The 14434-nt window shown below is 39.3% G+C and carries 15 protein-coding genes; 4 read left to right on the plus strand and 11 right to left on the minus strand.

The window, feature by feature from the left end; genetic code table 11:
* Positions 1–122 precede the first annotated feature (122 nt).
* Positions 123–770, minus strand: coding sequence for a tRNA (guanosine(46)-N7)-methyltransferase TrmB (gene trmB / locus BK575_RS23955; protein WP_078414074.1), 648 nt, complete (start codon positions 768–770; stop codon positions 123–125).
* Positions 771–915: 145 nt separating this feature from the next.
* Here trmB and BK575_RS23960 point away from each other — a divergent pair, with 145 nt between their 5' ends.
* Positions 916–1194, plus strand: coding sequence for a YtzH-like family protein (locus tag BK575_RS23960; protein ID WP_078414075.1), 279 nt, complete (start codon positions 916–918; stop codon positions 1192–1194).
* 29 nt (positions 1195–1223) lie between these two features.
* On the opposite strand, the gene BK575_RS23965 is transcribed toward BK575_RS23960, so the two are convergent.
* The 5 genes from BK575_RS23965 to pepV all read right to left on the minus strand — a co-directional run bounded on the left by BK575_RS23965 (position 1224) and on the right by pepV (position 8257).
* Positions 1224–1997 (minus strand): phosphotransferase family protein, encoded by a 774-nt coding sequence (locus BK575_RS23965; protein ID WP_078414076.1) that lies wholly within the window; start codon positions 1995–1997, stop codon positions 1224–1226.
* Between the two features lie 336 nt (positions 1998–2333).
* On the minus strand, positions 2334–4487 hold the full coding sequence (gene pulA, locus BK575_RS23970; RefSeq protein ID WP_078414077.1) for a type I pullulanase: 2154 nt from the start codon (positions 4485–4487) through the stop codon (positions 2334–2336).
* A gap of 545 nt (positions 4488–5032) precedes the next feature.
* On the minus strand, positions 5033–6019 hold the full coding sequence (locus BK575_RS23975) for a nuclease-related domain-containing protein (protein WP_078414078.1): 987 nt from the start codon (positions 6017–6019) through the stop codon (positions 5033–5035).
* Between the two features lie 140 nt (positions 6020–6159).
* Positions 6160–6741: an RNA 2',3'-cyclic phosphodiesterase gene (gene thpR, locus BK575_RS23980; RefSeq protein ID WP_169907968.1), complete on the minus strand. Its 582-nt coding sequence runs from the start codon at positions 6739–6741 to the stop codon at positions 6160–6162.
* Between the two features lie 106 nt (positions 6742–6847).
* Complete coding sequence (pepV, locus tag BK575_RS23985) at positions 6848–8257, minus strand: dipeptidase PepV (RefSeq protein WP_139368099.1); 1410 nt, start codon at positions 8255–8257, stop codon at positions 6848–6850.
* 394 nt (positions 8258–8651) lie between these two features.
* Between pepV and BK575_RS23990 the strand changes: the two genes are divergently transcribed.
* Positions 8652–8873, plus strand: a complete 222-nt coding sequence (locus BK575_RS23990; protein ID WP_028395225.1) for a DeoR family transcriptional regulator — start codon at positions 8652–8654, stop codon at positions 8871–8873.
* 118 nt (positions 8874–8991) lie between these two features.
* Here the strand turns inward: BK575_RS23990 and BK575_RS23995 are convergent, their stop codons facing one another.
* Positions 8992–9717, minus strand: coding sequence for a pseudouridine synthase (locus BK575_RS23995; RefSeq protein WP_078414080.1), 726 nt, complete (start codon positions 9715–9717; stop codon positions 8992–8994).
* Positions 9718–9885: 168 nt separating this feature from the next.
* Between BK575_RS23995 and BK575_RS24000 the strand changes: the two genes are divergently transcribed.
* Positions 9886–10176, plus strand: coding sequence for a SlyX family protein (locus tag BK575_RS24000; RefSeq protein WP_235867437.1), 291 nt, complete (start codon positions 9886–9888; stop codon positions 10174–10176).
* 34 nt (positions 10177–10210) lie between these two features.
* On the opposite strand, the gene BK575_RS24005 is transcribed toward BK575_RS24000, so the two are convergent.
* The gene (locus BK575_RS24005) at positions 10211–11848 is read right to left on the minus strand and encodes a putative polysaccharide biosynthesis protein (protein ID WP_078414081.1); all 1638 of its coding nucleotides are present in this window, start codon (positions 11846–11848) and stop codon (positions 10211–10213) included.
* A gap of 156 nt (positions 11849–12004) precedes the next feature.
* On the opposite strand from BK575_RS24005, the gene BK575_RS24010 reads away from it, so the two are divergent.
* Complete coding sequence (locus BK575_RS24010; RefSeq protein WP_078414082.1) at positions 12005–13276, plus strand: BaiN/RdsA family NAD(P)/FAD-dependent oxidoreductase; 1272 nt, start codon at positions 12005–12007, stop codon at positions 13274–13276.
* Between the two features lie 197 nt (positions 13277–13473).
* On the opposite strand, the gene BK575_RS24015 is transcribed toward BK575_RS24010, so the two are convergent.
* The 3 genes from BK575_RS24015 to BK575_RS24025 all read right to left on the minus strand — a co-directional run bounded on the left by BK575_RS24015 (position 13474) and on the right by BK575_RS24025 (position 14398).
* Positions 13474–13656 (minus strand): sporulation protein Cse60, encoded by a 183-nt coding sequence (locus tag BK575_RS24015; protein ID WP_078414083.1) that lies wholly within the window; start codon positions 13654–13656, stop codon positions 13474–13476.
* Between the two features lies 1 nt (position 13657).
* Positions 13658–13891, minus strand: coding sequence for a DUF2553 family protein (locus tag BK575_RS24020; protein ID WP_169907970.1), 234 nt, complete (start codon positions 13889–13891; stop codon positions 13658–13660).
* A gap of 201 nt (positions 13892–14092) precedes the next feature.
* Positions 14093–14398 (minus strand): rhodanese-like domain-containing protein, encoded by a 306-nt coding sequence (locus BK575_RS24025; protein ID WP_078414085.1) that lies wholly within the window; start codon positions 14396–14398, stop codon positions 14093–14095.
* Positions 14399–14434: the final 36 nt, after the last annotated feature.

The raw sequence follows: 14434 nt of genomic DNA on the forward strand, positions 1-14434 counted from the left end.
AACTACAATATTCAAAATATTGGAATTATCATCCTTTCCCAAGCTCTATTTAAAAAACGCAGCCCATAAAACTAATGAGTTTTATGGGCTGCGTTTTTTAATCTCTTCCACCTTGAATAAACTTACAAAGATTCTCGATATTTTACTTCACAGCGGTAAATACGCTGACCTTTTTGAGAGAACTTCTCTTCATACTCCGTCATAATATTCCCTTCAAAATCGCTCTTGTGCAAATCTAAACTTAAAAACTTCAACAATAAACCATACTCGGAAAAACTCATTAGTGAAAACTCAAATAACCCTTGGTTGTCTGTTTTAAAATGAATTTCTCCTTCATCTACAAGAATATTTTCATACGACTGTAAAAAGCTTTTATACGTTAAACGGCGCTTCGCGTGGCGTTTTTTAGGCCATGGATCGGAAAAATTCAAATAAACACGCTCTACGTCATTTTTTGTAAAATATTTTTCTAATTCCTCGGCATTCACATTTAGCAGCTTAAAGTTGGGTAACTCTGCTTCAATCAAACGATCCAACGCACTTACAATGACACTTTCATACACTTCAATCCCAATATAGTTAATATGTGGATTTTGTTTGGCCATCCCTAATAAAAACTGGCCTTTTCCCGTTCCCACTTCAATATGCAAAGGATTTTCATTTTGAAACACTTCATTCCATTTCCCCTTACACTCTTCAGGGTTAGGAACGACATAGTGAGGATATTGCCCAATCTTCTCGCTTGCCCATGGTTTATTTCTTAATCTCATGATGACACCTCATTTTATATTATTACCAAAAAGATATCGTGAAGGTGAATCCTAAAGGGTACCTTTAGGATTCACCTTCACGAATGAATAATTGTATCGTTCGTGATAAAACTAATAGCATCTATTTGCAAAGGATGTGACGTGAATGCCTTTAGACTATAATGATCAAATGTCAATTTTAAAGGATATTTTATCAAATCATCAAAGTGATTGTTGTGGAACTGTATCGGAATGTGAACAAATTGAAAGACTGATTAAATCAATGCTTGGGAATGAAACAACAAACGAACAAATAAAAAACACACTGTACAATATTTATGATTACAGTCAAAACGCTAAAAATACACAGCACTTAGATCAACATATCCAAACTAACCAGCAAAACCTATCCCAATGGGTAAGCGAACTGGACAGTCTTTCATAAAGCGGAAAAAGAAGTATGGGCTCCTTTATTTAAAGCAAGTCCTTTAAATAATTTTGCCAATACTTCACCTCCGCTTCTTCTTTTTTGTTTGTATGAAATTGTAGAGATAAAATCGTTTGCACGATGACATACCATTTCATCCTCTTCTCCAAGTCCTCTGACAAATTCTCTCCATATATCTCAAGCCAACTATCCCAATGCTCCGGCGATATATACGAATACAACAATAACCCTAAGTCAATGGCAGGATCAGCAATCATAGCCCCGTCCCAATCAATCAAATAAAGCTGGTCATCTTCACTCAATAGCCAATTATTATGATTGACGTCACAATGACAAACGACATATCGTTCTGTTTGAATGTTAGAAAGCTCGTTCTCCAAATAGTCAAAACCTTTTTGGACAATCGGATTTTCTTTTAAGGCCTGTGCAGTATTTACTTGTATTTGCTGCAGCAAATCTTCTGGAAGCAACGGCACTTTCCCAAGGCGTTTGAGCATATCCAGCAATTCTTTTGAATGATGGATTTTGCTTAATAAAGAAGCCACCTTTGTCGATGCCATATCACCCGATTTCAGCTCTCGCCCCATCAGCCAATGTTGGGCAGTGATCACATCTCCATTTTCCATTCTTTTTGTCCAAACAAGTTTGGGCACAATTCCCTCAGCTGACAAAACGGCTAAAAAAGGAGAAGAGTTTCGTTTTAAAAACAGCCTTCGATCCTCAAACTTGGCAAAATAGGCCTCTCCTGTTGCGCCGCCAGCAGGAGTAATTTCCCACTCGCTTCCTAATATATGTTCCAACCAATTCACCTTCAATTTCAACACACACATTTCGTCTCAAAGTTTATTCCGCTCTAGCGGATTTTAACATTTCTTATTCTTTAATACCAAAATCAGCTGTTCAAGAACAAAGCTGGTTGTTTATTCACTCACTATTTCACATGATTCATTTGCTATTGATTTTCAACCATTTTAGGTCTTTTTATGCTCCATCTTACATAGACTCACAATGATTTTTTTATGTGGATTTATAATAGAAACAAAAAAGACAGCTATTGAACCTTTTTATCAACAGCTATCCTTTAATAAATTTTAGCTCTAAGTCCGTTTTCTAGTCAAGTACAAGCGTTAATATTCTTATGGTTGAAATAAAACAAGAGTACTGACAGGAGAAACAGTTATATCCGTTTTCTTGATGGTGCCGCATGGTGTCGTACCTGCATACCGGTCATCGGCAGCGATATACCATATTCCCTTTCTTTCCAAGGAAAAAGATTGGGCAAAAGTATCCTGATTAAACGCGACCATAATGGCAGACCATGGACCATATTCTTTGACATTCAATAATTGATAAACAACTAAGTGATCACTTGTCTCTAAAAAAGAGAAGTGCCTGCGAATAGATGGGGCATTTGTAAACCGAAAAGCCCCGTGATGCTTTCTAATGGAAATAATCCCTTTTATATATTCTACATCCTTCCTGAAAGCATATTGTCGGTTCCAGTCCAGCTGATTAATATGATCGGGGGATTGATAACTGTTTTCCACTCCTTGCTTTGTCCGGCAAAATTCCTGTCCGCTATGAATAAACGGAATGCCTTGTGATAATAGCACCATCGTTGTCGCAAGCCTCTGTCTCTTTCTTAAGATCACTTCGTCTTCAAAATCATTACATTTACGAAGTTTATCCCACAAAGTATGATTATCATGGGATTCCACATAATTGATGGTTTGATTAGGATGGCAAAATAGTCCTTTTTCACCTTTAACCAATGCAATGCTGCCAGCGATGGACTGTTTAACATCTCCCTTCCGATGAGTATGCCCCAGCGCAAAACCTCGGTCATATAAGTTAAAAGTGCTTCCTTTTATACAATCGCGAAACCTGTCGTTAAAATGAGCAACTCTTGGCATTAAAACCGCATTTTGAATAGTTGCTTTTCGTTCATGGGACAGGGGGGTATTCAAATCCCATCCTTCTCCAAATATCATAATCGAAGGATCGATGGCATCAAGCTTCATCCGAATTTCCTTCATCGTCTCAACATCTAAAATTCCCATTAAATCAAACCTGAAACCATCTACATTGTATTCCTTTAACCAGAACAGAACTGAATCAACAATGAACTTTCTCGCCATAGCTCTTTCTGACGCAAAATCATTGCCGACACCTGTACCGTTAGACGGCATACCATGTTGGTCATGACGAAAAAAGTAACCAGGAACCAATTGTTCAAATGACGACTCCTCTCTGACGAATACATGATTAAACACAACATCTAAAATAACTCGAAGTCCGTTTTGATGAAAGGTATTAACCACTTGTTTCAGCTCTTTTATCCGTGTATACGGATTATGGGGATTAGATGCATAGCTTCCTTCAGGCACTTGAAAATAAAGAGGATTATACCCCCAGTTATAACTTTTTTCAGGCTGAAGTTCATCTACTCCGCCAAAGTCATTGACAGGAAGAAGTTCTACATGGGTAATCCCAAGGTCCTTTAAATAATCCATCCCGGTTACTTGGCCCTTACTCCCCCGGGTTCTCTCTTCAGTCAGCCCCATGTACTTCCCCTTTTGCTTAATTCCGCTATGAGGATGAATAGAAAAGTCTCTTATGTGCATTTCATAGATAATTGCATCTGTTTCATATTGCATCGGCGGACGTGCTGTTACATTGACATCGGTTTTTCTTAAATCTACTACTACACTGTACTGACTGTTTGCTGTCATCGCTTTTGCATAAGGGTCATTCGCTTCACGCCATACCCCGTTCACATAAACCGTAAAAGCATAATAGCAGCCTTCTATATTTTCCATGACCGAACAGCTCCAAACGCCTTGCGGCTCCCGATTCATCCCCACTTCTCTTTCTCTTCCCGTTTCTGGATTGATTATCTTAACTCTCGTTTTTGTAGCCGTCGGTGCCCAGACTTTGAATGTACTTTTTTGCGGTGCATAGGTCACTCCCAGGTCATTACCCGTATAATGAAACATCGAATCGAACTCATCGGTTCGAATGACGGCCCCCATTTGCAAGTCGGTTTGCGCACCCCACTCATCCGTCACCTGATACTCTTGCCCAATCTGAACATAAAAACTAAGGGGACACTCATATTTAATATAATTAGACAAATCGCTTTTTTTGTTAAAAGTAAGCGGTTCTTTCCGATCATTTCCCGTTAGATAAAATGACCGGATGTGTCCGCCGGCATATGTTTTCGGAACTAAAATCACAATGAGATCAACCCGATCTAAGTAAGCTTCAAATAGACGTGAACTCTTTGTCATTCACTCCTCCTCCTCACATAAAGAAATGTGCACTAGCCGAACCGGTCAAGCTATTATGGACAGAAAATAGGATTTAACAGGGTGTAAAACGAAAGCACTGTTTTATGGTAAGCCGAAATAGTAGACATATACGAGTACAAAAAAACTACTACCATCAGAAAGAATTGGGGATACACTAATAAAGAGAACGTTTATCAGCAGGGATTTTAATGGCCATTATTATTATTTTCCTATCACTTATTTATATGAGTAACTAAACGATGGGCAAGTTGTCCGCCTGATTGAAAAGCAATCCTTCGTAAGCTTTCAAGGAGGACCGATAAAGGAAACTTCCATCGGTGGGGGTTTTCCTTCATCCCCCACTTAAACTTCTCCAATCACTCAAAGTTTTGAAGTGGGGTCTTACTGCCCGTTAATGAGGAATAAATCTTCAATTAACAAAAAATGGATGTTTTTTTCAAAAGGCCCTGTCATATTCAACCCCTTAATTTTACTTGATTTTCGTGACAGGGCCTTTCAGGAGGCTGAATTGAAAGGGTTAATTTTTACCTTTTTGAGTCATCCTCTTTGTCTAATTCTTCTTCTGTTACCTGAAGGAAAGCAGTTTGGCTGTTTGCAAGCAAGGCCTGTGCGGCTTTTAATTGAACGTGTTTTAAAGGGGAAGACAATTGACGCAGCTGTGCAAACCATTGTGAATAATTACGCTTATCAATCATTTGGATACCATAGGGTACACTGGGACAATCAATAAATCCATTACGATTTAAAATCACTTTATGGATGGGAAAGTCAACGCTATTCATTTCATAAAGTTTACGTACAATTTGTTCCATTCTATTTAGTCCAATCAATGGATTTAATATTTTTCTTTGTGTTTTTCCGATCAACTCATTCCAAAAGCGCTCCTTCGAATATTGGAATACACTATCTTCCTTTCCTTCAAGAAGGGAAATGCACCATGTTTCCGTAGGACTGATTAAAATAATGTCGGTTTCCACTGGAGCTTTTTTCACAAGAAAAATCGGTTTATAAAGAACAAGGTATGTATCTGGAAATCGCTGCAAAAAATATTTCAAGGCATCATCATAGTAAAAATGTCGATTTGGACGAGACTGTTCCCACAAAGTAGAGCTAGCCCACTTTAACTGAAAATCAAACAAATTATCTAAAAACAGCACTTTTAAATCATCGATCGTTTTTGGCTCTGTGGTAAATGTATTTAAAAATGATTCTTCCTCTGAAGGGGGAATGAATTCATCTAAATGCCCTTCTTCCATTGGTTCAACAGATTGCTTTCCACGTTTCAATAAACCTCTTAATAACTGGATAACCGGCTTTTTACTCGGCTGTTCCGGTTCTTCAATAACAGAGGGCTCAGTCAATCCGAAATCTCGAAGAAGATGGCCGCTTTCAAATGCCGTTTTAACACTTTGCCAGTTCTTCTTCTTTAAGCGAATATATTGAGCTGGATAATGATAAATATCTTTTTCATAACGAGAAACGTAGTCTTGCAGTTTAATTAATTGTGCCATAAATCATCAATCTCCTAATTATAATTACAGCATTCATCTATGCGTTTCTTATAATCAATATTAAACATTGATAAAAAAATAACAATACCAAAAGTGCCGCCTGGAACAGAAAAGGAAATAGGGGGATGAGCCTGCCTTCTTCACATCCCGCTCCTTCTCAACAACTCAAATGTATGAATTGGTTCATACCGCGGCTTACGGTCCAAATGAATTTGAAACAAGTGAAAATGACTGACATGAAAGAAGAGCCGATCCTTAGGGACGATGCTGTTATTTCCGTATATTTCAGAAGGAAAAACCGCCTCTCCCCTCCATTGCTTTGCAATCGTAATATGCGAACGATAAGACCGCTGATCTAAACGAAAACCTAGATGTTGACATCCCGATGCGATATCTGCTTGCAAATCTGCCAAGGGAGAACTGTCCTCAACCCCTAGCCATAATACTCTCGGACTTTCAGGCTTTCCAAAACCTTGAAGAAAAGAGAGCTGTAAATCAAACCCCGAATGAGTGTCAGCGGTTTTCATAAGATCTTCTATCAGTGCATCTTTTTGCTGTTGAGAAGTGCTGCCCAAAAACGAAAGTGTGATATGATAATCCCCATTCCCGATCCATGTTTTAAAGGGAAGAACTTCTTCTGACCGTTTTCTCCAAGAAAATAAAAAATCTTGAATGTCTTTAGGAATGCTTAAACCAATGAAATAATGTGGGTCCTTTGTCAATCCATTCACCTGCTTTATTTTTATACTTTCAATCAAGAGGATGGCCTAAATAGAAAAAGCAAACCCATTTGAGCCATCCCCCTGAAAGGTCATAAGCACAGTAAAGCTATTTCGCTAGTTCATAAATAGCTTGTGCATAAATAGCGGTCGCTTTTAACATATCCTCAATGATGATATATTCATCCTTTTGATGAGCCAATTCTTCTCTTCCTGGAAAAAGCGGTCCAAAAGCTACACCGGCTTTTAGGGCACGAGCATAAGTACCTCCTCCTATAGAAAGCAGTGTCGCCTCTTCTCCGGTTTGCTCTGTATATACTTTTTGCAACACTTTAATTAACTCATGTTCTTGATCAACATGATGCGGCTTGGAATTCGAGAAGTCCCCCACTGTCATCTGATAAGGAGCACTCATTTCACGAATTTTTTCAATGGTTGTTTCAATATCCGCTGTCACCGGATAACGCGTATTAACACCCACTTTTCCTCCCTTTTCTTTATCATATTGAAGAATACCGACATTCATGGTCAGATCTCCTGTAATATCGTCCTGATCGTTTACGTTGAGCTTTTTACCAGTTGTATCATCTACAAAATATTGTTGAACATATCCGATAAACTGCCCGGCCTTTTCATCCAGAGGCAATGTATGCAAAAACTCCGCTAAAATTAATCCTGCATTTTTCCCTTTTTCAGGCACGCTTCCATGAGCCGATACACCTTCAAGCTGTAAAGTTACTTTCCCTTCTCCCGTTATCGCATGGCCTTTTAGTTCCTTTTCCTGAAGAAAAGTATCAAAAAGGGCAGAAATCTCAATAGACGTATCATCACTTGTTAAAACAGCCTCGGCAAAATCGGGAACCATATTATATCTTCTTCCTGATTGCAGCGTATGTAATACAAGCTTTCCTTCTGACGATAAATCGCTCTTTTGAATTAAATCAAAATCGGAAATCCCTTTTTCTGCATAGATAATTGGAAAGTCTGCATCCGGAGCGAACCCCATTATCGGCATTTCTTCATGTTTGAAATAATGATCTACGCATTGCCAACTGCTCTCTTCATCCGTTCCTAAAATAATGCGGACACGTTTGTTCAAAGGCAAATTCAGCTCTTTGACCAATTTCATCGCATAATAAGCAGCCATTGTCGGTCCTTTATCATCGATTGCCCCTCGAGCATAAATATTTCCTTCTCTAATTTCCGCTCCATACGGGTCAGATGACCATCCATCCCCTTCCGGAACGACATCAACATGACAAAGGATGCCGATTAGCTCTTGCCCGCTTCCCATTTCAATGTGTCCTGCATAGCCATCTACATTTTTTGTAATAAAGCCATCTTTTTCTCCTAGTTGCAGCAAGTGAGTTAACGCTTGATGAATTCCTTCTCCAAACGGCATTTCTGCAGTTTTGGTCGAATCGTCCAACACACTTTTAATTCGCAAAAACTGCTGTGTATCTTTGATTATTTGCTCTTTTCGTTTTTCTACTTCTTTCATCCAATTAATGTTTTGCACCAATCAACTACTCCTTTTTGTTATGTACTTTCTCACTTTATCACACTTTTTACATAAGGCTGTGTTAAAGCCTAATGTTAATTTTCGATTTATTCGTGCAAAATAGCCAAAAAAAAACGAATATAGCCAAATTAATCAGGTTTTTATTAGTCTAAATTTTCAGTTTTTTTAATAAAATATAACGAAAAATTACTTATAAAGGGGTGTTTTATAAAAAAATTACATAATCATCTCAGTTTTTTGTAAATATTGTGTTAATTTGTGCATTTGTCTTTTAATTTCCAGTTGTTTTTGTGTACAATATAATTGTAGAAATTTTTACTTAAATAGTGCTTGACATCTGAGAGTGGGTAGTAAGCTTTGCCATGCGAAAAAACGATAAGGAAGTGGTTGTTTGAAACCTTCAACTAACCGAATGCTGACTCGTATCAAAGCAGTCTACATGTTCATCCGAAAAAACGGAACCGTGACTACACAGGAACTGGTAGACGAATTTGGTATTACACCAAGAACCATTCAACGAGATCTCAATGTGTTAGCATATAACGACCTGGTACACAGCCCAAGCCGTGGCAGATGGGCAACTACAAGCAAAAAGGTTAAGATGTCGTCATAATAAAATGGCAATGAAGTAAAAATGATATAAAGATAAACATTTCGTTACGGCACAACCGTATCATTAATGAAACAATGTAGAAAAGAACCTTTCATTGTAAAAGGTTCCTTTTTTCTGGCTACTTATCGCCCGGTGTATATGATTGCAATGCCTCAATTTCTTCATCTGTTAACTCTCTATATTCTCCAAGTTCAAGACTTTCATCTAAATCCAACGGCCCCATAGAGATCCTTTTCAAATATGTTACTTTTTTTCCGACTGCCTCAAACATCCGCTTCACTTGATGAAATTTCCCTTCCACAATAGTCAGTTCAATCTCTGATATATGTCCACTTGATAAAATAGTTAACTCTGCTGGCTTTGTCCTATAACCGTCATCCAACTCCACCCCTTGCCGAAAAGCTTCCGCATCCTCCTCAGTAACAGGAGAATTGATATGGGCAAAATATGTTTTCGGGACATGTTTTTTCGGGGACAGTAGCCTATGTGAAAGCTGTCCGTCATTGGTTAACAATAAAAACCCTTCCGTATCCTTATCCAATCTCCCTACCGGAAAAGGCTCATAAACGGCATCCTCCAGCTCCAATAAATCTACCACCGTTTTTTGGTAAGAGTCTTCGGTAGCTGAAATAACACCTTGAGGCTTATTCATCATTAAATAAACAAATTCTCTGTAAGACACAAGTTCTCCATGTACCGTTACTTCCTGCTCTGCTGGATTTACGTGTATTTTCGGATCTTTCACGACTGTCTCATCTACTTTGACCGCCCCGGACTTCAACAAGCCCTTTACTTCTTTTCTGCTTCCATAGCCGACATTGGCCAGTAATTTATCAATTCTCATTCCTACACCTCTACCTATGTAAATGTTACATCATATTGTACCACGGCACCCCTTTGATTATCTCCGCAGCACTCTTTTTTCATAAAAGAGAAATAGGCATTTGCTCCATTCCACATTTACCTACTCCTCATACAATATGATGTAAAAACTTAAAAGGAGTGACTTTATATGTATCCTAATTTTTATGGTTCCGTGTATAATATCCCTCAGAACGCATATGACCAAATGTATGATATCCCTCAACAAACCTACAATCAATGGGATGACGGGCGCCAACAAGCTCAAGGCCAACTTTTCTTTCCGATTCCAGGAAGCGGGTTCGGTCAAGTAGGTCAGCGTTTAGACCGGCTTGAAAGAACTGTGGACCGCCAGCAGCGACAAATCGACCGACTGCAACGACAAGTCGATCGGCTTGATAATCGAGTCAACCGCATTGAGCGCAGATTAGGGCTGGGATGATAAAAAAGAAAGAGGAAGCCTCCTCTTTCTTTTTTTATGCGCCTTTCTGTCTTAACAACTTACGACGAATCATATTCTCCAATCGTTTTCCCATTACTTTCTCCAATAGGCCGGAACGGTAGGATGCATACAAATAAACGCCTCCCCCTATTATTACGCCAAACATTGTAATCATACCTGAAGCGGCACGACCGTCTTCATATGTCATAAACAAGGATAAACTGTATTGGACAGAACCGACACTCAACGCCATTAAAATGGCAAAAATAAGCATCAGTAACGTACGCTTCATCAGCAACCCGAAATGATAGTCCGCATGTTTTTGAATCATGTAGAAGGTATATGCAATAGAAACCGTATAGCCTAAGGCTGTCGCCACAATCGAACCAATTTCATTGAACAGGAAGATAAACGGCATATTAAATACAATTTTCACGACTAACCCCAAAACTAGACTAATAACGGCATATTTCTGTTTATTAATTCCTTGCAAGATGGCTGCATTTACTGTAAAAAAGGAAAACCATAAAGCAAGCGGTGCGTACATACGCAGGATAAAGCCGCCTGCATCCGCATCTTTAACATCATACAAGAAGCCGTAAATCGGATAAGAAAGGACCATTAATCCGACGACTGCGGGAAGGACTAAAAACACGATTGTTTGGTACGTCTGATCGATTTGGCGCTTTAACAAATCATGGTTACCGTCTGTATATGATTTTGTAATGGTCGGGACAAGGGTCAAACCGAACGCTGTCGCAATGGAGAGCGGAATCATGACAAGCTTTGGCACCCATGTTTGGATGATTCCAAACATATACTCCGTCTTCTCTTTCTCTCCTGCGGCAATCATCGCTTTATTAAATGTATATTGGTCTACATATTGAAACAAAGGAATCGCCAGACCGACGAATACAAATGGACCTGCGTATGTGAACAGTTCTTTAAACATCTGCCCTGTTGTAAGGTCAGCAGGTTCCACACTGTTTTCCAAAAGCTTATCCAAGTGGGGCTTTCGCTTTTTCCAATACCAAAGTAGAACGATAAGGCCTCCCAATGCCCCAACGAATGCAGCAAAATTAGCATAACCTACAGCTGTAGCAACCTCACCGTTCATTCCCTTAATAATGATATAACTTGCCGTTAATAAGAAAACAATACGAAAAAGCTGTTCAACCACTTGTGAAACAGCAGTAGGACCCATTGATTGATGCCCTTGAAAAAAACCGCGTATAATACTCATCATTGGTACAATGATAAGGGCTATACTCACCATTCGAATAACCATGGTTACATCTTGAACAGAATTTTGAAGATCACTAGACCCAAGAACTCCTTTTGCAAGGATTGGCGCCATAAAATAAAGAACGCCAAAGGATAAAAAACCTGTTGCCAACATTAGTTTCATCCCGGCTCGAAACAGCCTTCTGCTTGTATAATAATCGCCCATTGCATTATACTTCGAGACAAATTTAGAAACTGCCATCGGTACACCCATTGTGGCAAGGCTCAGATAAATGGTATATTGTCCATATCCGTAAGCAAATAATGCCCCTCCGACGGCCCCGACCAATGCTTCAAACGGAAATAAGTAGATCATTCCTAAAATACGTGAAATATAGGTTCCTAAGGTGAGGACAAACGTTCCTCGTAAAAGTTTAGAATCAGACATGAATGTGCCTCCAATATCGCAACTTACATAATGATAATAGTGATATAGCAAAAAATAAGCAAGCAAACATACTGCATACCGAATAATTGTAACGAAACTTTCGGTTTTTGTCAGGTAAAGAAATAAAGTTTTCTAAAAGAATAGGCTGGTGACATAATGAAGTATGATGTAATCGTAATCGGAGGAGGGCCTTCAGGGCTCATGGCCTCCATTGCAGCAGGAGAAACTGGAGCAAAAGTATTGCTCTTAGATAAAGGAAATAAACTTGGCAGAAAGCTGGCCATCTCAGGAGGCGGCCGCTGTAATGTGACGAACCGGCTGCCGGTTGACGAAATTGTGAAACACATTCCCGGTAATGGGCGTTTTTTATATAGCGCCTTCTCGGTTTTCAATAACGAAGATATCATTTCATTCTTTGAAAATCTTGGAATTCGATTGAAAGAGGAAGACCATGGCCGGATGTTTCCGGTTACGGATAAAGCCCAATCGGTTGTTGATGCTTTAATTGGAGAATTACAGCGATTAAAAGTAGAAGTCAAAACGAATACTCCCGTTGAAAAAGTGGAGTATGAACATGGAGAAGTAAAAGGGGTTCATTTAAAGGACGGGCGTTACTTTGAAACGAAAAGTGTAATTTTGGCCGTGGGTGGAAAATCTGTTCCCCATACAGGATCAACAGGGGATGGCTATGCCTGGGCAGAAGAAGCGGGACATACGATTACAGAGCTGTATCCTACAGAAGTTCCTGTCACGTCAGGTGAACCATTTATCCAAAGTAAAACGCTGCAGGGACTCTCATTACGAGACGTAGCGCTTAGTGTGTTGAATAAAAAGGATAAACCCGTCATTACCCATCGAATGGACATGATTTTCACTCACTTTGGTTTATCGGGTCCAGCCGTTTTGCGGTGCAGCCAATATGTTGTAAAAGAATTAAAAAAGCAAAAATCCAACACCGTGACGATGAGTCTTGACGCCATTCCTGACCAAAACGGTGAACAGTTATTTCAAAGCATGATTAAGATGCTGAAAGAGGAACCAAAAAAGGCTATTAAAAACATATGCAAGGGATTGCTTCCCGAACGATATTTGTTGTTTTTACTCGAGCAAGCCGATATTGATGGACAAGCAGCGGCAGGCCAAATACCTCATGAAAAAATTAGACAGTTTGTAAAGTTATGCAAGCAATTCCCTATTAAAGTGAACGGTACTCTTTCACTGGAAAAAGCCTTCGTAACAGGAGGCGGTGTTTCCGTCAAGGAAATCCACCCAAAAGAAATGGCATCTAAACTAATGCCAGGCCTATATTTTTGCGGAGAAATTTTAGATATTCATGGCTACACTGGCGGCTATAACATTACGTCCGCTCTTGTGACCGGAAGATTGGCCGGCACAAACGCAGGGAGATATGCCCTTAGCCCATCATAGAAAAATAAAGGCATACCTAAATATAAAGTGAGACTGCCATCAGTTGGGGTTTTCTCCATCTCCCACCGATGGTTAGCGAGACTTATCGGATCTTTACGAGCAGTTATCTCCCAGTTATCTTCTTTGCTTCGCTCGAATCTTGAAGTGGGAGTTTTACTGCCCGTTAAGGTGGGATAAAAATCGAGCCTAGTGATTCTCTAGGCTCGATAAATAACCATCGCGGAAAAACAGTAAATTTGTTCTCCATCTATATCGGTATGAAGCGCAACTTGATAGTTAATATTCACGAATTGGGTTTCTGATAACGTTTTCAAAAAGTGATTCAATTTTCGTTCCAAATCTTCTTCATGCTCCTCATCAAACATTTTCACTTGCAGCATCTTAACACCACCCTAAATCGCACCCTTCCACATACGGTCCTGGAATAATTGATGATGCATCAATGACTTTCAGAATCTGACCTTCCTCATATACATAGCCTTCCTGTAAATCATACCGTTTTCCCTCTTCAGAGAAAATAATCGTACCAATCAGTTCCTTGTGAAAATAGAGCTCCATATATCCATCTTTTAGCTTTGCGCTTACTCGTTCTGTTACGTTCATAATATGAAGCATTCCCATTCCTCCTTTCTTCATATTTACGATAAATCCTCTAACTTATGAATACCGTTTATAAAGAAAAATAAGTTTTAAAACAAAGAGGATGAGCCAAAAGGGTAAAAAGTAACCCTTTTGACTCATCCTCCTGACAGGGCCTGCCATGAAGATCTACTAAAATCAAAATGAACGTTTGCGAGTCCTGCTTTTAAAGCCGCCTTATTCGACGTCTCCAGACCATTCCAGCATTCCGCCCACCATATTGCGTACTTTATATCCTTGATCCTGCAGGTATTCACAAACCCGTTCGCTTCGATAACCAGAACGACAAATAAAGATATATTCCTTTTCTTTTTCAAATTGATCCAAACTCTGTGGAATATCGTTCATTTTTATATGTTTTGCTGCTGGAATTTTACCGGCAGCTACTTCCTCATCTTCGCGAACATCCACTAACAGCACATCTTCCCCTGCTTCTAACTTCTTCTTCAATTCCTCTGTCGTAATTATTTGAACCTCACTCATCTATCTCACCCTTTCACTTCATCTTTTCTCATTATA

The organism is Priestia abyssalis (assembly GCF_002019595.1).
GTDB lineage: Bacteria > Bacillota > Bacilli > Bacillales > Bacillaceae_H > Bacillus_BA > Bacillus_BA abyssalis.

What these genes read in the sequence shown, in the direction of transcription:
- BK575_RS24005 (WP_078414081.1), bottom strand. Translation starts at nt 11,848, where the DNA reads ATGTCTGATTCTAAACTTTTACGAGGAACGTTTGTCCTCACCTTAGGA.
- BK575_RS24020 (WP_169907970.1), bottom strand. Translation starts at nt 13,891, where the DNA reads ATGCTTCATATTATGAACGTAACAGAACGAGTAAGCGCAAAGCTAAAA.
- BK575_RS23995 (WP_078414080.1), bottom strand. Translation starts at nt 9,717, where the DNA reads ATGAGAATTGATAAATTACTGGCCAATGTCGGCTATGGAAGCAGAAAA.
- pulA (WP_078414077.1), bottom strand. Translation starts at nt 4,487, where the DNA reads ATGACAAAGAGTTCACGTCTATTTGAAGCTTACTTAGATCGGGTTGAT.
- BK575_RS23960 (WP_078414075.1), top strand. Translation starts at nt 916, where the DNA reads ATGCCTTTAGACTATAATGATCAAATGTCAATTTTAAAGGATATTTTA.
- BK575_RS24015 (WP_078414083.1), bottom strand. Translation starts at nt 13,656, where the DNA reads ATGCTGCAAGTGAAAATGTTTGATGAGGAGCATGAAGAAGATTTGGAA.
- BK575_RS24000 (WP_235867437.1), top strand. Translation starts at nt 9,886, where the DNA reads ATGTATCCTAATTTTTATGGTTCCGTGTATAATATCCCTCAGAACGCA.
- trmB (WP_078414074.1), bottom strand. Translation starts at nt 770, where the DNA reads ATGAGATTAAGAAATAAACCATGGGCAAGCGAGAAGATTGGGCAATAT.
- BK575_RS23975 (WP_078414078.1), bottom strand. Translation starts at nt 6,019, where the DNA reads ATGGCACAATTAATTAAACTGCAAGACTACGTTTCTCGTTATGAAAAA.
- BK575_RS24025 (WP_078414085.1), bottom strand. Translation starts at nt 14,398, where the DNA reads ATGAGTGAGGTTCAAATAATTACGACAGAGGAATTGAAGAAGAAGTTA.
- BK575_RS24010 (WP_078414082.1), top strand. Translation starts at nt 12,005, where the DNA reads ATGAAGTATGATGTAATCGTAATCGGAGGAGGGCCTTCAGGGCTCATG.